At 72.4% G+C, this 22249-nt stretch carries 20 protein-coding genes; 13 read left to right on the top strand and 7 right to left on the bottom strand.

The window, feature by feature from the left end:
• Positions 1-139 precede the first annotated feature (139 nt).
• Together ACQP03_RS09430 and ACQP03_RS09425 are read left to right on the top strand one after the other, a co-directional pair.
• On the top strand, positions 140-1219 hold the full coding sequence (locus ACQP03_RS09430; RefSeq protein WP_363661298.1) for a phosphotransferase family protein: 1080 nt from the start codon (positions 140-142) through the stop codon (positions 1217-1219).
• Positions 1219-2430 (top strand): acyl-CoA dehydrogenase family protein, encoded by a 1212-nt coding sequence (locus tag ACQP03_RS09425; RefSeq protein WP_433460810.1) that lies wholly within the window; start codon positions 1219-1221, stop codon positions 2428-2430. Before ACQP03_RS09430 ends, ACQP03_RS09425 begins: the two co-directional genes overlap by 1 nt.
• Before the next feature lie 153 nt (positions 2431-2583).
• Here ACQP03_RS09425 and ACQP03_RS09420 read toward each other — a convergent pair whose 3' ends face one another.
• From ACQP03_RS09420 to ACQP03_RS09395, 6 genes are all read right to left on the bottom strand, one after another.
• Positions 2584-3630, bottom strand: coding sequence for a LacI family DNA-binding transcriptional regulator (locus ACQP03_RS09420; protein WP_357122900.1), 1047 nt, complete (start codon positions 3628-3630; stop codon positions 2584-2586).
• A 79-nt stretch (positions 3631-3709) separates the two neighbouring features.
• A complete protein-coding gene (locus ACQP03_RS09415; protein WP_433460809.1) occupies positions 3710-5140 on the bottom strand; it encodes a GH1 family beta-glucosidase in 1431 nt (476 codons plus the stop codon).
• Positions 5137-5982 carry a carbohydrate ABC transporter permease gene (locus ACQP03_RS09410; protein WP_355051884.1) on the bottom strand — a complete coding sequence of 282 codons (846 nt, stop codon included), beginning with the start codon at positions 5980-5982 and terminating at the stop codon, positions 5137-5139. The genes ACQP03_RS09415 and ACQP03_RS09410 overlap by 4 nt, the downstream gene beginning before the upstream one ends.
• A gap of 70 nt (positions 5983-6052) precedes the next feature.
• The gene (locus ACQP03_RS09405) at positions 6053-7039 is read right to left on the bottom strand and encodes a carbohydrate ABC transporter permease (RefSeq protein WP_357122894.1); all 987 of its coding nucleotides are present in this window, start codon (positions 7037-7039) and stop codon (positions 6053-6055) included.
• Positions 7040-7149: 110 nt separating this feature from the next.
• Positions 7150-8460, bottom strand: a complete 1311-nt coding sequence (locus ACQP03_RS09400) for an ABC transporter substrate-binding protein (RefSeq protein WP_357122891.1) — start codon at positions 8458-8460, stop codon at positions 7150-7152.
• 258 nt (positions 8461-8718) lie between these two features.
• On the bottom strand, positions 8719-9264 hold the full coding sequence (locus tag ACQP03_RS09395) for a plasmid pRiA4b ORF-3 family protein (RefSeq protein ID WP_357122888.1): 546 nt from the start codon (positions 9262-9264) through the stop codon (positions 8719-8721).
• A gap of 150 nt (positions 9265-9414) precedes the next feature.
• On the opposite strand from ACQP03_RS09395, the gene ACQP03_RS09390 reads away from it, so the two are divergent.
• The 11 genes from ACQP03_RS09390 (at position 9415) to ACQP03_RS09340 (ending at position 21761) form a co-directional block, all read left to right on the top strand.
• Positions 9415-10161: a pyrimidine reductase family protein gene (locus ACQP03_RS09390; RefSeq protein WP_433460808.1), complete on the top strand. Its 747-nt coding sequence runs from the start codon at positions 9415-9417 to the stop codon at positions 10159-10161.
• A 190-nt stretch (positions 10162-10351) separates the two neighbouring features.
• Positions 10352-12103, top strand: coding sequence for an ATP-binding protein (locus tag ACQP03_RS09385; RefSeq protein WP_357122882.1), 1752 nt, complete (start codon positions 10352-10354; stop codon positions 12101-12103).
• 15 nt (positions 12104-12118) lie between these two features.
• Positions 12119-13267: an exonuclease SbcCD subunit D gene (locus tag ACQP03_RS09380; RefSeq protein WP_433460807.1), complete on the top strand. Its 1149-nt coding sequence runs from the start codon at positions 12119-12121 to the stop codon at positions 13265-13267.
• Positions 13267-15741, top strand: a complete 2475-nt coding sequence (locus ACQP03_RS09375; protein ID WP_357393352.1) for an SMC family ATPase — start codon at positions 13267-13269, stop codon at positions 15739-15741. The genes ACQP03_RS09380 and ACQP03_RS09375 overlap by 1 nt, the downstream gene beginning before the upstream one ends.
• A 114-nt stretch (positions 15742-15855) precedes the next feature.
• Entirely contained in the window at positions 15856-16821 is a 966-nt protein-coding gene (locus ACQP03_RS09370; protein ID WP_357122872.1) for a hypothetical protein, read from the top strand.
• 12 nt (positions 16822-16833) lie between these two features.
• Entirely contained in the window at positions 16834-17691 is an 858-nt protein-coding gene (locus ACQP03_RS09365) for a spermidine synthase (RefSeq protein WP_357393350.1), read from the top strand.
• Between the two features lie 126 nt (positions 17692-17817).
• Positions 17818-18510, top strand: a complete 693-nt coding sequence (locus tag ACQP03_RS09360; RefSeq protein ID WP_355051883.1) for a sigma-70 family RNA polymerase sigma factor — start codon at positions 17818-17820, stop codon at positions 18508-18510.
• Positions 18507-19289, top strand: coding sequence for an anti-sigma factor family protein (locus ACQP03_RS09355; RefSeq protein WP_357171286.1), 783 nt, complete (start codon positions 18507-18509; stop codon positions 19287-19289). Before ACQP03_RS09360 ends, ACQP03_RS09355 begins: the two co-directional genes overlap by 4 nt.
• Before the next feature lie 203 nt (positions 19290-19492).
• Entirely contained in the window at positions 19493-20143 is a 651-nt protein-coding gene (locus ACQP03_RS09350) for a COG4315 family predicted lipoprotein (RefSeq protein ID WP_355051743.1), read from the top strand.
• A gap of 131 nt (positions 20144-20274) precedes the next feature.
• The gene (locus tag ACQP03_RS09345) at positions 20275-21195 is read left to right on the top strand and encodes a DNA-3-methyladenine glycosylase family protein (protein ID WP_357122862.1); all 921 of its coding nucleotides are present in this window, start codon (positions 20275-20277) and stop codon (positions 21193-21195) included.
• Between the two features lie 71 nt (positions 21196-21266).
• Positions 21267-21761, top strand: a complete 495-nt coding sequence (locus ACQP03_RS09340; protein ID WP_357122859.1) for a GNAT family N-acetyltransferase — start codon at positions 21267-21269, stop codon at positions 21759-21761.
• Here the strand turns inward: ACQP03_RS09340 and ACQP03_RS09335 are convergent.
• Entirely contained in the window at positions 21736-22158 is a 423-nt protein-coding gene (locus ACQP03_RS09335) for an SRPBCC family protein (protein ID WP_357393540.1), read from the bottom strand. The two genes, ACQP03_RS09340 and ACQP03_RS09335, sit on opposite strands and share 26 nt — an antisense overlap.
• Positions 22159-22249: the final 91 nt, after the last annotated feature.

The raw sequence follows: 22249 nt of genomic DNA, 5'->3' as shown, positions 1-22249 counted from the left end.
AAATGTCGCAAGAAGGGGAGATCGCCCGTCGACTGGCTCGACCGCCGGCGACGCCACCTCACCTGGCCGAAGCGCTGACCACGGCACGTCAGGCGTACCTGACCTTGACAACGTGAACGGGCTGCCATCAACTAGTCGGATGAGTGATCCGGCCGCCAGCGCGCTCCGGCCGGGCGCTGTTCCGGCCGCCCCCGCCGGGATCGACCTCGATCGCCTCGCGAGCTACCTGGCGACGCACCGACCCGAGCTGACCGCCGGGCCGCTGCGCGCCCACCTGATCGCGGGCGGCAAGTCCAACCTCACCTACCTGCTGCGCTTCGGCGAGCGGGAGGTCGTGCTGCGCCGCCCACCGCTGGGGCACGTGCTGGCCACCGCGCACGACATGGCCCGCGAGTTCCGGGTCATCTCGGCGCTGGCGCCCACCGAGGTGCCGGTCCCCGGCGCGCTGCTGCTCTGCACCGACACCGAGGTTCTCGGCGCACCGTTCTACCTGATGGAACGGATGCCCGGCGAGGTGTTCCGCACCCGCGCCCAGACCGACCCGCTGGGCGACGAACGACGCCGGGCCCTCGCCATGGCGATGATGGACACCCTCGCCGCGTTGCACACCGTCGAGCCGGCCGCCGTCGGGCTCGCCGACTTCGGCCGCCCCGAGGGCTACCTGGCCCGGCAGGTCCGCCGCTGGGCCGGGCAGCTCGACCGCTCGCGCAGCCGCGACCTGCCCGGCATCGACGAACTGCGCGACCTGCTCGCCGCGACCGCCCCCGAGGGCGCGAACGCCGGCCGCATCGTGCACGGCGACTACCGGCTGGACAACCTCCTCGCCTCGGCCGACCCGGTGGCCGTACACGCCGTCCTCGACTGGGAGATGGCCACCCTCGGCGATCCCCTCGCCGACCTGGGGCTGCTGCTGACGTACTGGGACGTGCTGGGCGACAGCGACACCGCCGCCGGCAATCCCGTCGCCGACGGCCTCGGCCCGCGCGCCGGCTTCCCCACCGGCGCGGAGCTGATCGACAGGTACGCCGGGCGCAGCGACGTCGACGTCGGGCCGCTGCACTGGCACGTGGCGCTGGGCTGCTTCAAGCTCGCCGTCATCTGCGAGGGCATCCACTACCGCCACACGCTCGGGCAGACGCTCGGCGAGGGCTTCGACCGGATCGGCGACATGGTGGCACCGCTGGTCGCGCACGGGCTGACCGCTGCCAGGGAGCGGTGATGGACTTCGCGTACGACGCCCGGACCGAGGAGCTGCGCGACGAGCTGACCCGGTTCCTGACCGAGCACGTCTACCCGGCCGAGCCGGTGCACGCCGAGCAGGCGGCCACCGGCGAGGAGTGGTCGCGTACCCCGGTGCTGGCCGAGCTGAAGGCGGAGGCCCGCAAGCGCGGCCTGTGGAACCTGTTCCTGCCCGATCCGCGCTACGGCGCCGGCCTGACCAACCTCCAGTACGCGCCGCTCGCCGAGCTGACCGGGCGCAGCCCGCACCTGGCGCCCGAGGCGGTCAACTGCGCGGCGCCGGACACGGGCAACATGGAGCTGCTGGCCGAGTTCGGCTCGGACGCCCAGCGCGAGCGCTGGCTCGTGCCGCTGCTGGAGGGCGAGATCCGCTCGGCCTTCTGCATGACCGAGCCGGAGGTCGCCTCGTCCGACGCGACCAACATCGCCACCCGGATCACCCGCGACGGCGACGAGTACGTCGTCAACGGCCGCAAGTGGTGGTCGTCCGGCGCCATGGACCCGCGCTGCGAGATCCTCATCGTGATGGGCAAGACCGACCCGGACGCCGACCGGCACCGCCAGCAGAGCATGGTGCTCGTCCCCCGGGACACGCCGGGCGTGACCGTCCGCCGGGGCATGCACGTCTTCGGCTACTCAGACGGTACGCACGGCGGGCACGCCGAGATCGACTTCACCGACGTACGGGTGCCGGCGGCCAATCTGATCGGCGCGGAGGGCACCGGCTTCGCCATCGCCCAGGCGCGACTCGGCCCGGGGCGCATCCACCACTGCATGCGATTGATCGGAATGGCCGAGCGGGCACTGGAGCTGCTGTGTCGCCGGGCCAACGAACGGATCGCGTTCGGTCGCCCCCTCGCCGAGCAGGGCGTCGTGCGGGAGTGGATCGCCGAATCGCGGGTCCGCATCGAACAGGCCCGCCTGCTCGTGCTCAAGACGGCCTGGCTGATGGACACCGTCGGCAACAAGGGCGCGCACACCGAGATCCAGGCCATCAAGATCGCCACACCGGCGATGGCGGAGTGGGTGGTCGACAAGGCCATCCAGGGGTACGGCGGCGCGGGCGTCAGCCAGGACACCCCGCTGGCCGCCCTCTGGGCACAGACCCGCACCCTGCGCCTCGCCGACGGTCCCGACGAGGTCCACCGCAACTCCCTGGCCAAACGCGAACTCCGCCGCTGGCTCCCCTAAAACCCCCCACCCCGTCCCTGCCCCGCGCCCCGCGCCCGCCCCCCAGCACGCGATCTTGCACTTTCTGTCGACAGTTCACGCGGAAAATCCCGTATGTCGCCACAGCAAGTGCAAGATCGGCCGGGAGAGGGGGCGGGGAGCGCGCGGGAGAGGTTACGCGCTGGCTCGGTGGACGAGTTGGGTGTCCAGGAGGATGTGCGGGGCGGGTAGGTCGTCGCCGCGGATGCGGGCGACCAGCAGCCGGGCCATCTGCCGGCCCATCTCCTCGACCGGCTGGAACACGCTCGTCAACGGTGGGTCCGCCTGGCGGGCGACCGGCGCGTCGTCGAAGCCGATCACGGCGACGTCCTCCGGGACACGCCGGCCGGCGTCGCGCAGGGTCCGCAACGCGCCGAACGCCATCAGGTCGGACGCGACGAAGACGGCGTCCAGGTCCGGGCAGGCGTTCAGCAAGCGGCGCATGGCGGTCGCCCCGCTGCTCTCGCTGAAGTCGCCGTACGCGATCAGGTCGGGGTTGACGCCGACGCCGGTGGCCTTGACGGCCTCGGTGTAGCCGGCCAGTCGGGCCAGGCCGGCGCCCATGTCCTGCGGTCCGGCGATGGTGGCGACGCGTCGCCGCCCCTGGCTGGTCAGGTACTCCACCGCCTGCCGTGCGCCGCCAACGTTGTCCACGTCGACGAACCACGCCGGCTGGGCCCCGGGTTGCAGCATCCGGGCCGGTCGGCCACCGAGCACCGCGGGCAGGCCGCGCTCCTCCAGCAGGGTGGGCAGCGGGTCGGAGTCGTGCAACGACAGCAGCAGTACGCCGTCGACGTGCTGGTTGGTGAGGTGGTGCTCGACGCGCTCACGCTCGACCGGCGACTGGGCCATCGCCAGCCAGAGCTGCATGGGCGTCTCCAGCAGGCCGGAGCTGATCCCCCGCACGATCGCCGCGAAGAACGGCTCGGTGAAGACCCGCTCCCCGGATTCGGACACCACCAGGGCGACGGAGTCGGTCCGCTGGGTGACCAGCGCGCGGGCGGCGCGGTTCGGCACGTACCCCAACTCGGCGATCGCCTGTTGGACCGCGGCCCGGGCCTCCGGGCTGACCTGGGGCGAGCCGTTGACCACGCGCGAGACCGTGCCCCGACCCACGCCGGCGCGCGCCGCGACCGCATCGAGGGTCGGGCGCCCGAGCGAGCGGGTGCGCTGCGTTGTCATCGTCTGCTCCTCCGACGGCGGGCGGACCCGGCGCCACGCGAGAGTGGACGCCGGGACCGCCCTGATGGCTGGCCCGAGCCTATTGTGCGGCCAGACCGTTGCGTCGGATCACCGAGGCGTACCACCTGGCGCTGGACTTGGGGATGCGAAGCTGGCTGTCGTAGTCGACGTGGATCATGCCGAAGCGCTTGGTGTAACCCCAGGCCCACTCGAAATTATCCATCAATGACCAGGCGAAGTATCCCCGCAGGGGCACGCCGGCGTTGATCGCTTCGTGGCAGGCCCGCAGGTGCGCGTCGAAGTAGGCCAGCCGGTCGACGTCGTCGACCTGCCCGTCGACGACGGTGTCGACGAACGCGGAGCCGTTCTCGGTGACGTACAGCGGCAGGTCCGTGTACTCCTCGTGCACCCGCCGCAGCGTCTCCCCCAGGCCCGGGGCGTCGATCTCCCAGTCCATGTCGGTCACCGGAACGCCCCGGGTGACGAACCGGACGTCCTCGCTGCCCGGCCAGCAGGAGGGTGCCCGCCAGTACGGCTCGGGCTCGGCGCCCTCGATCGGCGCGGCGACCACGTGCCGGCTGTAGTAGTTGATCCCGACCAGGTCCAGCGGCGTGGAGATGGTCGCCAGGTCACCCTCGCGGACGTGGTCGAAGTCGGTGACCTCGCGCAGGTCGGCCACCAGATCCTCCGGGTACGACCCACGCAGCAGCGGGTCGAGGAAGAAGCGGTTGGCCAGCCCGTCGATCCGGCGGGCCGCGTCCACGTCGGCGGGAGCGTCGGTGGCCGCGTCGACCGGGTACAGGTTGACGGTCACGCCCACCTCGGCCGTGGGCCGGACGGCCCGCAGGGCCTGCACGGCCAGGCCGTGCCCGAGCATCAGGTGGTGGCCGGCGCGCACCGAGTCCGCGCCGTTGGACCGGCCCGGGGCGTGTACGCCGGAGCCGTACCCGAGGAACGCCGAGCACCACGGCTCGTTCAGGGTGGTCCAGTAGCGCACCCGGTCGCCGAGCGCGTCGGCGACGAGCGTCGTGTAGTCGGCGAAGCGGGCGGCGGTGTCCCGCGACGGCCAGCCACCGGCGTCCTCCAGCTCCTGGGGAAGGTCCCAGTGGTAGAGGGTGAGCCACGGCTCGATGTCGTGGGCCAGCAGCTCGTCCACGAGCCGCCGGTAGAAGTCCAGGCCCTTCGGGTTGGCCGCGCCCGTGCCACCGGGCTGCACCCGGGGCCAGGAGACCGAGAAACGGTACGACTTGAGGCCCAGCTCGGCCATCAACGCGACGTCGTCGCCGAGCCGGTGGTAGTGGTCGCAGGCCACGTCGCCGGTGTGCCCGTTGACCACCAGGCCCTCGGTGTGGCTGAAGGTGTCCCAGATCGACGGGGTGCGGCCGTCCTCGGCCGCCGCCCCCTCGATCTGGTATGCCGCGGTCGCGGCTCCCCAGAGGAAGCCGGGTGGAAAGGTCAGCCCGGAACGCTCGTCGAGGTCGACGGCGGATGGGCTGGCGGGGTTGCTCACGACTTGACGGCACCTTCCATGATCCCGCCGATGATCTGGCGGCCGAACAGAACGAAGACGATGAACAGCGGAAGGGTAGCGATGAGCGTACCCGCGAAAATCTGAGAATTGTCCGCGAAGTACGCGGTGTTCAGACTGCGCAGGGAGATCTGCACGGTCGGGTTGGCCGGGTCGGCGAGCACCACGAAGGGCCAGAAGAACTGGTTCCACTGCTCCATGAAGGTGAGCAGCCCGAGCACGGCCGCCGCGGGCCGCAGCGCCGGCACCACCACGTGCCAGTAGACACGCCAGGTGGAGCAGCCGTCGACGCGGGCCGCCTCGATCAGCTCGTTGGGCACCGCCTGCTCGGCGTACTGGCGCATCATGAAGATGCCGAAGCCGCCGATCAGGAACGGAACCGTCACCGACGGCATCGTGTTCAGCCATTCCAGCTTGGCCATGAGGATGTACAGCGGGAGCACACCGAGCTGGATGGGAATCATCATCGAGGCCAGGATGATGAGCAGCAGCGCGTTCTTGCCGCGGAAACGCAGTTTGGCGAACGCGAATCCGGCGAGCGAGCCGAAGAACACGGTCGCCACCGTGATCGTGCCCGACACCAGGAACGAGTTCATCAGGCCCTTGACGATGTTCGCGTCGCCGTTGTCGAGCACCCGCTGGATGTTCTCGCCCAGCTTGCCGCCCGGCAGGAACGGCGGGGGCCAGGAGTTCGCGGCGTCACTGGTCCGCGAGGCGATGACGATCATCCAGTAGAACGGGAAGAGCGACAGGATGACGCCGAGGACGAGCCCGAACCAGGTGAGCGGGCTGGCCGTCCAGAGCTTCTCCGCGCTGTGGCGGATGCCGTTGCGTTCGGCCGGTGGCCGGACCGACGGCGGTCGCAGAGTGGTACTGGTCATGGGTGGGCCACCCTCACTTGTCGGAGCTGATGCGGCGGGCCAGCAGGTAGTTGATGAACGAGACGGACGCGATCAGCAGGAACAGCACCAGGGCGACGGCGCCCGCGTACCCCCACCGGAACCGCTGGTTCATGACGTCCAGCAGGTACATCGTGATCGTCTGGAACTGCCCCTCCGTGCCGCCGGAGAGCGCGCCCGAGCCGCTGGTGAACATCAGCGGCTCGGTGAAGAGCTGCAGACCGCCGATGGTCGAGATGATCAGCGTGAAGATGATGGTGGGGCGCAGCTGCGGAATGGTGATCGACCAGAACTGGCGGCGTTGCGAGGCGCCGTCGAGGGCGGCCGCCTCGTACACGTCCTTGCTGATCGACTGCATCGCGGCGAGGTAGATGAGGGCGTTGTAGCCCACCCACCGCCAGTCGACCATGGTGGCGATGGCGACCCAGGAGGCGAAGCGGTTGGCCCGCCAGTCGATGGGGCCGAGACCGACCAGGTCGAGCAGCCAGTTCATCAGGCCGAAGTCCCGGGCGTAGATCATCGAGAAGATGAGCGCCACCACGGCGGTCGAGGTGATGATCGGCATCGCGATGGCCAGCCGGAAGAACATCTGGCCGCGGATGCGGCGGTTCAACGCGTTGGCCAGCATCAGCGCGATGAGCAGCTGCGGGATGGTGGAGAGCGCGAACATCCCGAAGGTGTTCACCACCGCGTTCCAGAACTGCGGGTCGTTCGTGAACAGCTCGACGAAGTTGTCCAGGCCGACGAAGCTGATCGTCGCGTTCATCGGTGACCGGTCGGTCATCGCGATCCAGAACGTGTAGACGATCGGGTAGACGCCGAAGATCGCGAAGAGCACGAAGAACGGCAGGACGAAGACGTACGGGGTGAAGCGCAGGTCCAGCCGGTTCAGCTGCCGGCGGCGCGCCGTTGAGTGCCGTGGCGCCGGGCGCGGCCCGCGGGCCGACGCGTCCGGTGGCGCGGGGGTCTTCAGGGAGCTCATGAGCGGTCCTTCACACTCGGCGGCGCCTCGTGGGGCGCCGCGGCAGGGCGTGTTGACGCGGGTTCACGGGTGGTGCCGGAGCGGCACCACCCGTGAGCGCGTCGCAGCCGTTACTTGCCTGCTGCCTGGCCGTTCTTCACCGCGTCCTGCCAAGCGGCGTCGGCGGCCTTACCCTGCTCGATGCTGCGCAGCGCGTTCTCGACCGCGTCCCGGACCGCCTGGTTCTTCGGGCCGAGGTAGACCGGCTTCAGCTCCTTGGCGCCAGCGGCGAAGATCTTGCCGATCGGCGCGCCGCTGAAGTACTCGTTGGTGGCGGCGAGCACGGCCGGGTCCTCGAGGGCCTGCGGCGACGACGGCAGGTTGCCGACCTTCTTGAACGCCTCGGTCTGGCTCTTGGCGCTGGTCAGGAACTTGGCCAGCTCAGCGGCTTCCTTCTGGTGCTTGCTGGACTTCGGCACGGCCAGCCAGGAACCGCCCCAGTTGCCGCCGTTGCCCGGCGCCTTGGCGACGTCCCACTTGCCGGCCGCCGCGTCACCGGCCTGGCCCTTGATGACACCCGTCATCCAGGCCGGGCAGCCGATGGTGGCGAAGCTGCCGTTCTTGAAGCCGGCGTTCCACTCGTTCGAGAAGCTCCGCAGGTTGTTCGACAGACCCGCGCTGATCATCTTGGTGGTCTGCTGGAACGCGGTCTGCACGTCCGGGTTCTCGCCGACGACGAGCTTGTTGCTCTTGTCGAAGTAGGTGTAGCCGTTGCCGGCGCCCGCCGTCTGCATCAGCACGATGTTGTAGAAGTTGGTGGCCGAGTCGACGAACTTGTGCTTCTTGTCGGCGGCGGTGAACTTCTGGCCCTGCTCGATGAACGCGTCCCACGTCGGCCAGAGGGCGCCGACCTGCTCGCGGTCGGTCGGCAGACCGGCGGCCTTGAAGAGGTCGCTGCGGTAGCAGACGGCCATGCCGCCGACGTCGGTGCCGAGACCGAGCACCTTGCCGTCCGGCGTGAGGCCACCCTCCCACTTCCACGGCAGGAAGTTGCCCTTGAGGTCGTTGGCGCCGTGGTCGGCCAGGTTCACGAACTTGTCGGCCTGCGCGAAGAACTGCACGATCGTGCCCTCTTCGAGGGCGACGACGTCACCGGCACCGGCGCCGGCGGTGATCTGCTGCGTCAGCCGGGTGTTGTAGTCACCGAGGCCGAGGCCCTTGCCGCGCTCCTGGATCGTGACGTTCGGGTGCTCCGTCTGGTACTGCTTGTAGAGATCTTCGTAGCCGAAGCCCTGGTCGCCGAAGACGTCGACGACCAGAGTGACCTTGCCGCCGTCCGAATCGGACGACGAGTCGCCGTCGCCGCAGGCGGTCGCCGCGGCAAGCACGGCGACGGACGCGAGCGCGATCGCCGCAAAGCGGCGACGTGAGGTGACGCTCATCCTGACCCCTCTCAAGTGGTGAGGCTTGGTGTGTCGTACGTGGTGGGGGGTGCTGTAGCGCCCCGCGCCGCTCAGCCGGTGGCCGTGGACGCCTGGGGAGAGCTGTGAAGGAGACTTCCGCCACTCCCCCGGGAGCGCTCCCATGAGATTGCCGGGGCGCTACCAGGGTGTCAATAGACCATTGGGAGCGTTCCCAGATCGTTACCGCCCTGTTTCAGGCCGGCACACGAGGCATCGACGCCAGCCTGACCAGCCCGTTCAGCAGAAGCGACGCAGCAGCGTGGTCGCGACGGCGGGATCGAAGAGCGCCGGGTCGAAGCCGCCGGTGACCCAGCCGGTCAGCAGAGCCCGCTCCGGATGAGCCGGATCGGCCAGGGCCGCCAGCAGCGTCTGGTAGCCCAGTGGACCACCGATTCCCTCCGGCGGGCAGGCGCCCTCCCCGTCCAGGCAGACCGGGTACCGCTCGTCCTGGTCGGCGGTGAGTGCGTCCTCGACGACCAGGTCGTGCTCCCACCAGTCGCCGAAGTCGTACGTGTAGGAGAACCTGCTGCCCTTGCCGAGCACCGCGTCCAGCCGGACGTCCAGCTCGTCGTGCAGCCCCAGGCCCTCGTCCGGGACGGGTTCGCCGTAGGTCACCGTGTCGATCTCGAACGAGTGCAGGTGGCAGTCCCGCCAGCCCATCGCGTGCTGCGCGACCCGGTGCAGTCGGTCCAGCGTGTAGCCGGCCGGGACGAGCACCCGACGCCAGATGATCGGGCGCACGCCGGCGAGGGACATCTTCAGCTGGAAGATCTGACGCGGCATGCTGTCCTGTCCTCCCGCGGCTTAGGCTGCGACCATGATCTGCCGAGCGTGCCGGGCCCGGCGGCACGACGACTGCCCGGGCCGGAACTGGTGCGACTGCCAGCACCGTACCGCTGAACCGACCCCTCCGGTCACCGGTCCGGCCGGCGAATGACGGTCGGAATTCCGATCCGGCGGCTGTGGCCCGAGCCGTCCGTCGAGCCCCTCGACGACGCGGCGTTGACCGCCCTCTACGGCCGCGCCGACCGGCCCCGACTGCGGGTCAACTTCGTCTCCAGCCTGGACGGCGCGGTCACCGTCGACGGCTTCTCCGCCGGGCTGTCGGGCGAACCGGACAAGCGGGTGTTCGGCCTGCTGCGGATGGTCTGCGACGCCCTCGTGGTGGCCGCCGGCACCCTGCGGCACGAGGGGTACCGGGCCGTCCGCCTGGACGAGGGCCGCCGCGCCTGGCGCAGGGCGAACGGGCTGGCCGCGTACCCGACGTTGGTGGTCGTCTCCGGCGCCCTCGACCTGGACCCGGCGCAGGCCGCGTTCGCCGACGCGCCGGTCCGGCCGATCGTGCTCACCCACTCCGACGCCGAGCCACCCCCCGGCCTCACCGACGTCGCCGACGTGCTGCGCTTCGGTACCGGCCGGGTCGACCTCGCCGCCGCCCTGGCCGAGCTGCACGGACGCGGACTGACGCAGCTGCTCTGCGAGGGCGGCCCGCACCTGCTCGGCGCGCTCACCGCGGCCGACCTGGTGGACGAGCTGTGCCTCACGGTCGCGCCGCTGCTCGCCGGGCCGGGGCCGGGGCGGATCACCGCCGGCGACGCCACCGGGCCGACGCGCCTGCCGCTGCGGCACGTGCTCGCCGCCGACGACGGCGTCCTGCTACTCCGCCACGCCCGCGACTGACGGCCGCGCCCTGGAGGCGGCCCGCCACTCACCGACGCGTGACGGGCCGTCGCCCGGTCACCCACCCAGCGTCGCGGGTGTGACCGACCATGGTGTCGTCCGCCGCGTCGCGTGGCGACCTGTCGTACTCCTCGGGCAGGATGCACCTCATGCTTCCCGACCGCGCTGCCCGCCCGACCCGAGTCGTCCGATGACCGACGCCGACCTCGACAGCCCGGGCGAGCTGGTCGGCCGGGTGCTGGGCACCGCCGACGCCACGCCGTTGCAGTTCTGGACGGCGGTGGCCCCCGGCAGCTACCTCCAGCTCGACGACGTGGTGGTCACCCGTCGTGAGCTGCCCAACCGCGAGCCGGTGACGATCGCCGGTGTGGTCACGCAGGTCCGGGCCCGGCACGAGGGCGCCCAGTTCGACTCGGACGTCTTCGCCATCGCCGACGGCACCCTGCCCGCCCAGGTCCAGGAGGCGGCCGAGGTCACCACCACGCGGGTCGACCCGGAGCTGTACGTGCCGCCGACCCCGGGGGCCGTGGTGCACCGGGCCGAGGGCGACGCGCGGGCCCGCGCGCTGCACTTCGACCGGATGGAGCGGCGCATCCCGATGGGGATGGGCCGCGACGGCGTGCCGGTCTACCTGAACGCCGACTTCCTCGACGGCAGCCGGGGCGCGCACGTCTCGATCTCCGGCATCTCCGGGGTCGCCACCAAGACGAGCTTCGCCACCTTCCTGCTCTACTCGGTGTTCCGCTCCGGCGTCCTGGGCGGCGACGCGGTCAACGGTAAGGCGCTCATCTTCAACGTCAAGGGCGAGGACCTGCTGTTCCTCGACCACCCCAACACGCGCCTCGACGAGCCGACCCGGGCGGCGTACGCGAAGCTGGGCCTCAGCGCCGGCGCCTTCCCCGACGTGCGGGTGTACGCCCCGCCCCGGGTCGGTGACGCGGCCGGCACGCCGGACGTGAGCAGCCGGCTGACCGGCGTCGACGCCTTCTACTGGACGCTGAGCGAGTTCTGCTCCGACCGCCTGCTGCCGTACGTCTTCGCGGACGCCGACGACGAGCGCCAGCAGTACACGATGGTGGTCCACTCGGTGGCCGCGCACCTGGCCCGGTACGCCCAGCCCGCCGACGGGGGCGTGAGCATCGACGGGGTGCGGCTCGGGTCCTACGGCGATCTGGTCGACCACATCGTCGAGGCGCTCAACAACGACGAGACCCGCTCCGACTGGGCGGGCAGCGCGGTCGGACTGGGCACCGTCAACGCGTTCGCCCGCCGGCTGATCGGCAGCAAGAAGGACCTGGCCCGGCTGATCCGCGGCGACCTGGCCGTCCGTCGCCCGCACTCGATCAACACCAGCGAGTCGGCGCAGGTGACCGTCGTCGACCTGCACAACCTCCCCGACCGGGCGCAGCGGTTCGTGGTGGGTGTGACGCTCAAGAGCGAGTTCGAGCGCAAGGAGAAGGCCGGCACGGCCAAGCCGCTGCTCTTCGTCGTCCTCGACGAGCTCAACAAGTACGCCCCCCGGGAGGGCTCCTCCCCCATCAAGGAGGTGCTGCTCGACATCGCCGAGCGCGGCCGCTCGCTCGGGGTCATCCTGATCGGGGCCCAGCAGACGGCGAGCGAGGTGGAGCGGCGCATCGTCACCAACTCGGCGATCCGGGTGGTCGGCCGGCTCGACCCGGCCGAGGCGTCCCGCCCCGAGTACGGCTTCCTGCCGCCGGCCCAGCGACAGCGGGCGCTGCTCGCCAAGCCGGGCACCATGTTCGTCAACCAGCCGGACATCCCGGTGCCGCTCTGCCTGGAGTTCCCGTTCCCGGCGTGGGCCACCCGGGTCTCCGAGGCGGGTCGGGCCCCCTCGGAGACGCTGCGCTCGATCACCCAGTCCGCCGACCCGTTCGCCGTGGTGGGCTCCGGCGGCGGCAGCGACGACGACATCCCGTTCTAGGGGGCCGGCACACCTATGAAGATCCTGCACACCTCCGACTGGCACGTGGGCAAGGTGCTCAAGGGGCAGTCCCGGGCCGAGGAGCACACGGCCGTGCTGGCCGGGGTGATCGACATCGCCCGCGCCGAGCAGCCCGACCTGGTGATCGTCGCCGGTGACCTCTACGACACGGCCGCACCGACCTCGGAGGCGACCCGGCTGGTCACCCGGGCGTTGACCGCGCTGCGTCGTACCGGCGCGGACGTGGTCGCGATCGGCGGCAACCACGACAACGGGCCCGCGCTGGACGCGCTGCGCCCGTGGGCCGAGGCCGCGGGCATCACGCTGCGCGGCGGGGTACGCGAGAATCCGGCCGAGCACGTCATCGACGGCACCACGGCCGGCGGTGAGCGGTGGCAGCTCGCCGCGCTGCCGTTCCTGTCCCAGCGGTACGCGATCCGCGCGCTGGAGATGTACGAGCTGACCGCCGCCGAGGCCAACCAGACGTACGCCGACCACCTGGGTCGGGTGCTGGGCCGGCTCACCGAGGGTTTCTCGGAGCCGGACCGGGTGCACCTGGTAACCGCCCACCTGACGGTGATCGGCGCGGCGGCCGGCGGCGGCGAGCGGGACGCGCACACGGTGCTCGGCTACGCGGTGCCGGCCACCGTCTTCCCGGCGACGGCGCACTACGTGGCGCTGGGCCACCTGCACCGGGCGCAGCGCGTCGAGGGCCCCTGCCCGGTCCGGTACAGCGGCAGCCCGCTCGCCGTCGACTTCGGCGAGCAGGAGAACGTGCCGTCGGTGACGGTCGTCGAGGTGACCGCCAGCACGGCGGCCCGGGTGCGGGAGGTGCCGGTGACCGCGGCGAGCGCGCTGCGGACGGTCCGCGGCACGCTGGCCCAGCTCGCCGAGATCGAGGCGCCGGACGCCTGGCTGCGGGTGTTCGTGCGGGAGCACCCCCGCGCGGGCCTGCGCGAGGAGGTCCAGGAGCTGCTCCCCCGCGCGTTGGAGATCCGGATCGACCCGGAGTTGCTGGCGACGCCGGGCAGCGGCACCCGGATCGCGCAGCGGTCGGGGCGTTCCGCCCGGGAGCTGTTCGGCGACTACCTGGACAGCCGGGGCCACGACGACGAGGGCGTTCGGGAACTCTTCGACGAGCTCTTCGAGGAGGTCGATCACTGATGCGACCGATGCGGCTCGACATGGCCGGGTTCACGGTCTTCCGGGACTCCACGACGGTCGACTTCACCGACGCCGACTTCTTCGCGTTGATCGGGCCGACCGGTTCGGGCAAGTCGACAGTGCTGGACGCCATCTGCTTCGCCCTCTACGGCACGGTCCCCCGTTGGGGTGGCGCGCGGGGGTTGGCGAACGCCCTCGCGCCGTCGGCGACCGAGGCCCGGGTGCGGCTGGTCTTCGAGTCCGGTGGCGCCCGGTACGTGGCGACCCGGGTGGTGCGCCGGGACGGCCGGGGCAACGTGAAGACCGCGAACGCCGGGTTGCAGGTGATGCCGGCCGGCTTCGACGTGACCAAGCTCGACACCGGGTTGAGCCCGGACGACCTGGGTGAGGTGGTCGCCGGTACGCCCGCCGAGATGGAGCAGGCGGTGCTGGAGGCGGTCGGGCTGCCGTACGAGCAGTTCACCAGCTGCGTGGTGCTGCCGCAGGGGCAGTTCGCCGACTTTCTGCACGCCAAGCCGGCCACCCGGCAGCAGATCCTGGTCAACCTGCTGGGCCTCGGCGTCTACGAGGACGTGCAGAAGAGGGCCACGGCCCGCGCGGCGCAGGCGGAGGCCAAGCTGGACGCGGTCGACCAGGTGCTCGCCGGCCTGACCGGGGTGGACGACGAGGCGGTGGCCGAGGCCGACGCCCTCGTCGAGGAGATGGTTGAGCTGGCCGGCGCGGTGACCGGGGCCATGCCGGAGTTGGCGGCGGCCCGGGACCGCGCGCGGGAGGCGGCGGTGGCCCTGACCGCGCTCGACGACGAGCTGAGCGTGCTGTCCGCCGTCCGCGCCCCGCGCGGGGTGGCCGAGGTGGCGCACGCGGTGGCCGCGGCGCGCGCCGAGGCCGACGCGGCTGTCGCGGCGGTGTCGCTGGCCGAGGAGCGGGAGGAGAAGCTGCGCGGTGAGTTGGCCGGCGCCGGTGACGAGAGCGCGCTGCGGCTGCAACTGCGGGCGTACGACGATCGGGATCGGCTGACCGGCGAGGCCGACACGGTCCGCGCGGCGGTGCGTACGGCGGACGAGGAGCACACGACGGCGGTGGCGGCGGTGGCCGCCGCCCGCGCCGAGGCCGAGCGGGCCGACGCCGAGTTGGAGGCGGCCTTCCGGGCGCACGAGGAGGCGAAGGCCACCGACCTGGCGGTCGGCCTGCGGGCGCACCTGCATCCGGGCAGGCCCTGCCCGGTGTGCGAGCAGCCGGTGACGCGGGTGCCGGCCGTCCCGGCGGATTCGGCGGTGGCCGCCGCGACGGCGGCCGGCAAGGCGGCGCGGGCCGCCACCAAGGCGGCGCAGGCGGCGGTGCAGCAGCGGGACGCCGCGGCGCGTGACCTGGAACGGCTGCTGGTGCAGGCCCGCGCCCGGCAGGAGCAGGTGGACGCCCGGCTGGCCGAACTGGACGGGCAGCTCGCGGGCGCGGCCGAGCCCGCGGTGCTGCGCCGGGAGCTGGCCGAGCACGCCCGGCTGCGACGGGTTCTGGACGAGGCGGCGACCGCCGTCCGGGCGGGCCGGGAAAGCGCGCGCCAGGCCCGCGCCGGGGTGGACGCGGCGCAGGAGCGGCTGCGGGCGACCTGGCGGGGCTTCGACACCGCCCGCGACGGGCTGGCCCGGTTCGGGCCGCCGGCCGCCGACCGGGACGACGTGGCGGCCTCCTGGGCGGCGTTGACCGACTGGGCGACGGCCGAGGCGGAGCGTCGTCGTGCTGACCGGGCCGGCCGGGTTACCGTCGTCGCCGAGGCCGAGGCGGCGGCCGACGAGGTGCAGCGGCGGATCGCCGACATCTTCGCCGCCGCCGACGTGCCGGTCGGCGATGATCCGGTACACGCCGCGACGATCGCAGTGGAGCGGGCCGAGGCCGACCGGCGTCGACTGCACGAGCGCCGCGAACAGGCCGGCACGTTGCGCGAGCAGCGGGCCGGGCACGAGCGCGAGGCGCAGGTCGCGCGGGCCCTCGCGGGCCACCTGCGGGCCAACAACTTCGAGCGGTGGCTGCTGGCGGAGGCGCTGGACCTGCTGGTCGACGGCGCGTCCGGGATCCTGCGGGAACTGTCCTCGGGTCAGTACGAGCTGGTGCACGACAAGGGCGAGTTCTTCGTGGTCGACCACCACGACGCCGGGCTGCGCCGGGGCGTACGGACGCTCTCCGGCGGCGAGACGTTCCAGGCGTCGCTGGCGTTGGCGTTGGCGCTCTCCGAGCAGTTGGCCGGCATGTCGACGACGGCGGCGAGTCTGGAGTCGATCGTCCTGGACGAGGGTTTCGGCACGCTGGACGCGGCCACCCTGGACACGGTGGCCGCCACGCTGGAGAACCTGGCCGCCCGGGGTGACCGGATGGTCGGCGTGGTCACCCACGTCGCGGCGCTGGCCGAGCGGATCCCGGTCCGCTTCGAGGTACGCAAGGACGCCCGCTCGGCGCGCGTCGAACGGACCGGCCGGTGAGCGCGAGGAGTGCAGCGCAGCGGAGCCCCGCAGTCGCGAACGAAAGGTCCGGCCGGTGAGCGCGAGGAGTGCAGCGCAGCGGAGCCCCGCAGTCGCGAACGAAAGGTCGGGTCGGTGAGCGTGGGCGACGCGGCGTTCTTCGTCGACTCGTGGGACCCGTCGTACGGGGCGTCGTTCGAGGCGTCCGCCTCCGGGCCGGCCACCCCGAGCAGCACCCAGGTCGAGGTCGACGTGGAGTTGCCGGCCGTCGACTGGCGGGCGATCGGCGTACGCGCCGACGTGCGGGCGCCGGACGTGGTGCTCCTGGTCGACGGGGTCCGCCGGGTCGACGCGAGCATCTGGACGGCGGAGGAGGACGGCGGGTCGTTTCCGGGGCTCGCGGCGTCGTACGCGGCCGGGGTGGTGCGCTGCGACCTGGGTCGGGGCGCGGCGCAGTTGGCCGGCACGCAGGTGGGCCGGGGTCTGTTCACGGCGAGCCCGTCGGCCCGGGACGTGGTGGCGGGCGCGATCCGCTATCCGGTGCACCGGGTGGGCGGCACCGGCGAGCTGGCGAAGCTGCCGGCGGCCGTGCAGGGCCCGTTGACGGCGTTGGAGGTGGCGGTGTCCGACGCCGCCCGGGTCGACGGCGATCTGTTGGTGGTGGACGGTCCGCTGCGCAGTCGGCACCATCTGCCGCGCACGCTCGGCTACATCAAGACCCAGCACAGCCAGTACCTGGACGCCCGGCTGACGGCGGTGGTGACGGGCCTGGCGCCGGGCGAGCGGTCGCCGGTGTTCCGGCTCCGCACGCCCTGGGGCGGCTGGTCGTGGTATCTGCGGCTGCCGGTGGCCGTGGGCGCGCCGTGGGCCGGCATCGTCCGGGTGGAGTGCTCCACCGAGTTGCCCGTCGAGGCGGCGATCGACCTGGCCGACCTGTCGCTGGTCACGCTGCCCCGGTTCGCGTCGACACCGTACAAGGACCCACGGGCGCCGCAGAACCTCATCCCGATCGCCGGCCTGGAGCGCCGCCTACGCGCGCTGCTCGGCGACTCCCGGCTGCTGCACCGCGCGTTGACCGCCGCGGCACGTGTCGGTCGCTGAGCGGGGGTCGCGGTGGGGCGTAAACGAGCGGGTGACCGGGTGGTCGAGCGGGTGGACACCGGTCTGGCCGAGCTGGTGCCGTCGGCGGACCGGCCCGGTTCGTGGACGCTGCTGTTGGACGGCGCGCCGCAGTCGCACGTCGACCTGAGCGACCCCACCCACCTGGAGTTCGAGTACGTCCGACGGCTGGCCGCCGCGCTGGACCTGATCGCGCCCCCGGGCGAGCCGCTGCGGGTGCTGCACCTGGGCGGCGGCGCGTTGACCCTGCCCCGGTACGTGTCGGCGACCCGGCCCGGCTCGACCCAGCGGGTGTCCGAGGTGGACGGCGCCCTGGTGGAGCTGGTGCGGCGCATGCTGCCCTGGCCTGCGGACGCGCGGCTGCGGGTCCGCGTGCAGGACGCGCGGGCCGTGCTGACCTCGACGCGCGACGCCAGCTACGACGTGGTGGTCGCCGACGTCTTCGCCGGTGCCCGCACCCCGGCGCACCTCACGTCGGTCGAGTACGCCGCGGAGGTCGCGCGGGTGCTCCGTCCGGCGGGCTGGTTGCTGGCGAACCTGGCCGACGGCCCGCCGCTGCGGTACGCCCGCAGTCAGGTCGCCACGGTGCGTTCGGTGCTGCCGCAGGCGTGCCTGGTCGGCGACGCGGGGGTGCTGCGTGGTCGCCGGTACGGCAATCTGGTGCTGGTCGCCGGGCGGACCACTCCCCCGGTGCCCGGCTTGACCCGGCGGGCGGCCGGCGACTGGTTTCCCGGCCGGGTGGTGGCCGATGACGAGTTGGACCGCTTCGCCGGCGGGGCGGCGGTGGTGCGCGACGTCGACGCCACCGGCTCGGACCCGCCACCGCCGGGGCTGTTCTCCGTCCGCCGTTGACCGGTCACCGGTGACGCCGCCGAAGTTTTTTTCGTTGTTCGTTGATCCGCTCGGGGCGTGGCTGCGTACCACCGGGCGGCCCGCCTTGTGGGGGCGGCGTTGGTCACGGACATCCCGGAGGTCTGCATGCATGCGGTGGCGGCCGGTTGGCATGGCGACGCGGTTGGCGCGGACTGGTTGTCCGCGCGGTCGTCGTCACGGTCGACCTCGTCTGCCCGGGGGGTCGACGCCCGAGCCACGTCTCGCCAAAATGGTCCGGTGACGCCCCGACCGGCGCCCGGGCGCCACCAGGCGACGACAACCGAGGCCAGCCACTCCGACCAGTTGATCCGGCTGCTCTACGCCGAGCACGCCGGCCCGTTGCTGATGTTCGTCATGCGGCTCACCGGGGGGGACCGGCAGCGCGCGGAGGACATCGTCCAAGAGACGCTGTTGCGGGCCTGGCGCAACGCGCACCGCCTCGGCGCACAGGGGCAGGGTTCCCTGCGGCCGTGGCTGGTCACCGTGGCACGTCGGATCGCCATCGACGAGCACCGCAGCCAGGAGGCCCGGCCGCCGGAGACGTACGACCGGGACCTGACGGCGTTCGCCGAGGCGGACAGCACCGACCGGGTGCTGCGCACGATGACGGTGGCGGACGCGCTGCGTACGCTGAGTCAGTCGCATCGGGAGATCCTGATCGCGACGTACTTCCGGGGGCGGACGGTGCCGGAGGCGGCGGAGGAGCTGGGGCTTCCGTTGGGCACCGCCAAGTCGCGGGTCTACTACGCGCTGCGCGCCTTGCGCACGGCTCTGCAGGAGCGGGGGGTGACAGAATGAGCCGGCCGGACCACATGGACGTCGCCGCGTACGCGCTCGGCGTGCTTGACGAGCAGGACACCGAGCGGTTCGAGGAGCATCTCGCCGCTTGCTGGGCGTGCGCGGCCGAGCTGGAGACGATGGTGCCGGTGGTGGGCCTGCTCTCCGGCATCGACGGCGAGACGATGATGGCCCTGGAGCAGACCGCCACGGATCCGGCGCTGCTGGACCGGACATTGGTCGCGGTCCGGGCCGACCGGCGGCGCACCAGGTTTCGTCAGCTGCTCGCGACCGCCGCGGCGGTGGTGGTCTTCGGCGGGTTGACGGGTTACGGCTTCGTGAGTGTGGCCGGGGACGAGACGCCGGGCAATCTCGCGGAGCCGTCGACGAGCGCCGGCGTCAACGACCCGCCGACGAGCGCGCCGACCGCGCCGCCGAGCGGACCGGGCGTCGGCGGCACCGAGGAGGAGGGCGACCAGGTCGACGCCACCGACCCGACGACCGGCGTCCAGACGACCATGTTCCTCCTTGAGCGGGAGTACGGCACCCGCATCAACTTCAGCCTGCGGAAACTGCCCGGCCCGCGGACCTGCCGACTGGTGGTGGTGCGCGACAACGCCACCACGGAGGTGATTTCGACGTGGTCGGTGCCCGAGGGTGGTTACGGCACCAACAGCCGCCCGCAGGGTCTTGAGCTGAGCGCGTCGACGTCGGCGTTGACGCGCGACATCAAACAGCTCCAGGTGCAGTCGGTGGACCGTAACGGTGTGGCGAGCCCGCTGGTCACGGTGCCCATGTAGGGTCGCGTACCATCGTCGACGCCGGCCATTGTCCAATGGCCGGCGTCGATTTTTGTTTCCGTCGAAAATTCCGCGTGGGGCCGTACGCATCATCGTTCGCTACGGTTCAATCAAAACCCGTGAAATTGACCACTGTTACTTCTTCAACCTTGACAGCCCGCTCGCCGTACCTATGGGTGAACTGCCAAGAATGAGGAGGGCACGTGGCACAGATGAAGCGGACCGTCATCGTCGCGAGCGCGATGGTCGCACTAACGGCCTGCGCTCCCGCGGGTTACGACGGGGCGAACTCGAGCGCGGCCGAGCCGGTCGCCGTCGCCGCGGCCGAGCCCAGCGCGTCGGCGGAGCCCGAGGCGTCGGCATCCGCGGAGGCGCCGGTCGCCGACGCGCCGCCGGCCGCGGACGTCGACCTGACCGAGCAGTTGATCGGCAAGAAGATCGCCCGGATGGGCAACGTCGTGACGGACCAGGACGGCTGGGTCCTGTACCGCTTCGACAAGGACACCGCCGACCCGCCCGCGTCGAACTGCGTCGACAAGTGCGCGCAGGTGTGGCCGCCCGCGCTGACCGACGGGAACCCCCAGCTCACCGGCCTCTCCGACGACAAGGTCGGCAGCGTCACCCGCCAGGACGGCACCCGCCAGCTCACCATCGGCGGCTGGCCGGTCTACCGCTACATCGGCGACAAGAAGCCCGGCCAGTGGAAGGGTCAGGCCGTCGGCGGCACCTGGTTCGTGGTCGACCAGAACGGCAAGAAGAACCTGACCTGCCTGCCCACCTCGACGCCAAAGGCCGTCGCGCCGCCGGCGGACAGCGGGTCGAGCGACGCCGGAGGCTCGGGCTACTCGTACTGATCCCGGCACCGCCGGGGTACGACGGTGGCCGGTCGCAGCCGCAGCGGGCGCGACCGGCCACCGTCGTACCCGGTGGCACGTCGGCGGACGGCGGCGACCGGCACCGCCGCGTGACCTGGCAGAGTGGCAGGGTGACCGAGACCGAACCCGCCGCGACCCGGGTGCTGCACCCGCCGGTCGGATACCGGCTGGCCGCGTCGGTCCGCGCGCTGACCTTCAGCCCGTACGACCCGTGCGCGCGGATCGCCGCCGGCACCTTCTGGTGGGCGACCCGCACCCCGCAGGGACCGGCCACCCTCGCGCTGCGACCGACGGGCGGTGATCTGCTCGCCGAGGGGTACGGGCCGGGCGCCGAGCATGTGGTGGCACACGCCGACGGGATCGCCGGGCTGCGCGACGACCTCACCGGCTTCGCCGAGTTGGCGGCGGCGCACCCGCTCGTCGCCCGGCTGGCCCGGGAGCACCGGGGATTGCGCATGCCCACCACCGGGCAGGTCTTCCCCCGACTGCTGCGGGCGGTCTTCGAGCAGAAGGTCACCGGCAAGGAGGCGTACCGGGCGTACGCGGCGACCGTGCGGCACTTCCGCGAGCCGGCGCCCGGCCCGCTTCAGCCGCTGCTGCTGCCACCCGAGGCCGCCGCGGTGGCCGCCACCCCGTACTGGGTGTTCCACCCGTTCGGCGTGGAGCAGCGCCGGGCCGACACGCTGCGCCGGGCCGCCGCGCTGGCCGACCGTCTGGAGCGCTGCGTCGACGCGGCGGAGGCGACCCGCCGGCTGACCGCCATCGCGGGCATCGGGCCGTGGACCGCTGCCGAGGTGGTCCGGATCGCGTACGGCGACCCCGACGCGGTGAGCGTCGGCGACTACCACATCCCGAACACCGTGTCCTGGGCCCTGGCCGGCGAACCGAGGGGCGACGACGCGCGGATGCTGACCCTGCTGGAGCCGTTCCGGGGGCATCGGGGTCGGGTGTGTGTGCTGCTGGAGGCCGCCGGTATCCAGGCGCCGAAGTACGGCCCGCGCGCGCCGATCCGCTCGTTCGCCCGCTTCTGAGCGTTTCCCGGCTGCCGGGCAGCGGCCGGGCCGCCCGGGTTCGGCAACGCCGGCTGTGTTGTGCTGCCCCGATGAGCGTCGAGGTGAGCATCGTTGCGGCGGTTGTCGCGGACGCCGGCGAGATCCTGACCGTCCAGCGCGCCGCGTACCTGAGCGAGGCGCAACACTACGGCGAGCCCTTCCTGCCGCCGTTGACCGAGACCCTGGACGAGGTCGCGGCCGTGCTGGCCGGCCCGGATATCGTGCTCGTCGCCCGCTCGGGGCACCGGCTGGTCGGCTCGGTGCGCGCCCACCTGGCCGGCGACACCGCACAGGTCGGACGCCTCTCGGTCGCCCCCGACCAGCAGGGGCGGGGTCTCGGGGCGCGACTGCTGGTCGCGATCGAGGAGGCCTGCGCCGGCCGCGCGGCCCGGTTCACCCTCTTCACCGGCGCGGACAGCGCCCGCACCCTCGCGCTCTACCAGCGGTACGGCTACCGGGTCGTGGCGCACCGTCCGGACCCGAACGGCACCCCGCTGGCCGTGCTGGAGAAACCGGCCGTCAGCTCCGCTCACAGCGACGCCTGAGCCCGTCGGCCTCCAGCCCGACGTAGCGGCGCAGCAGGCCGCCGTACAGCCGGCCGATCAGACCGGCCAGCGGTCCGCTCTGGTCGATGGCCACGTCGACCCGGGTACGTCCGTCGGGCAACGGCACCAACCGGTGCTCGCCACGGGTGTGCACACCCGGGACGTCGGAGACCCAGGTGAATTCCCACCCCTCGGTCAGCTCGACGACCCGCCAGACCGCCGGGCGCAGTTTCGGCTGGGTCAGGCGGGCGGTCGCGCCGACCGCGAGGGGCCCCGGCTCACCCCGCTCGGCCCGGGTCACCGAGGCGGTCCACTCCGGCCACCGTTCCACGTCCACCAGCACCGCCCAGACCCGCTCGGCGTCGGCGCCGATCTCGGTGTTCGCTGCGAACCGCATCGCGTCCCCTCCCCCGGTGGCGCCGTCCGGCTCCGCCACCTCCTGCCGACGACGCTGCCCGGCGGACCGTCACCGCGGCATCCACCGGGCG

The sequence above is a fragment of the Micromonospora sp. CA-248212 genome (genome assembly GCF_050948405.1).
GTDB lineage: Bacteria > Actinomycetota > Actinomycetes > Mycobacteriales > Micromonosporaceae > Micromonospora.
Note: the sequence above shows the minus strand (reverse complement) of the source record. Positions and strands in the feature narration are given on the sequence as shown.

Excerpts from the sequence above, each read along its gene's own strand:
- ACQP03_RS09430 (WP_363661298.1), top strand. The coding sequence starts at position 140 with ATGAGTGATCCGGCCGCCAGCGCGCTCCGGCCGGGCGCTGTTCCGGCC.
- ACQP03_RS09390 (WP_433460808.1), top strand. The coding sequence starts at position 9,415 with ATGACGGTCGGAATTCCGATCCGGCGGCTGTGGCCCGAGCCGTCCGTC.
- ACQP03_RS09425 (WP_433460810.1), top strand. The coding sequence starts at position 1,219 with ATGGACTTCGCGTACGACGCCCGGACCGAGGAGCTGCGCGACGAGCTG.
- ACQP03_RS09400 (WP_357122891.1), bottom strand. The coding sequence starts at position 8,460 with ATGAGCGTCACCTCACGTCGCCGCTTTGCGGCGATCGCGCTCGCGTCC.
- ACQP03_RS09360 (WP_355051883.1), top strand. The coding sequence starts at position 17,818 with ATGCATGCGGTGGCGGCCGGTTGGCATGGCGACGCGGTTGGCGCGGAC.
- ACQP03_RS09375 (WP_357393352.1), top strand. The coding sequence starts at position 13,267 with ATGCGACCGATGCGGCTCGACATGGCCGGGTTCACGGTCTTCCGGGAC.
- ACQP03_RS09405 (WP_357122894.1), bottom strand. The coding sequence starts at position 7,039 with ATGAGCTCCCTGAAGACCCCCGCGCCACCGGACGCGTCGGCCCGCGGG.
- ACQP03_RS09395 (WP_357122888.1), bottom strand. The coding sequence starts at position 9,264 with ATGCCGCGTCAGATCTTCCAGCTGAAGATGTCCCTCGCCGGCGTGCGC.
- ACQP03_RS09340 (WP_357122859.1), top strand. The coding sequence starts at position 21,267 with ATGAGCGTCGAGGTGAGCATCGTTGCGGCGGTTGTCGCGGACGCCGGC.
- ACQP03_RS09385 (WP_357122882.1), top strand. The coding sequence starts at position 10,352 with ATGACCGACGCCGACCTCGACAGCCCGGGCGAGCTGGTCGGCCGGGTG.
- ACQP03_RS09355 (WP_357171286.1), top strand. The coding sequence starts at position 18,507 with ATGAGCCGGCCGGACCACATGGACGTCGCCGCGTACGCGCTCGGCGTG.
- ACQP03_RS09335 (WP_357393540.1), bottom strand. The coding sequence starts at position 22,158 with ATGCGGTTCGCAGCGAACACCGAGATCGGCGCCGACGCCGAGCGGGTC.
- ACQP03_RS09380 (WP_433460807.1), top strand. The coding sequence starts at position 12,119 with ATGAAGATCCTGCACACCTCCGACTGGCACGTGGGCAAGGTGCTCAAG.
- ACQP03_RS09420 (WP_357122900.1), bottom strand. The coding sequence starts at position 3,630 with ATGACAACGCAGCGCACCCGCTCGCTCGGGCGCCCGACCCTCGATGCG.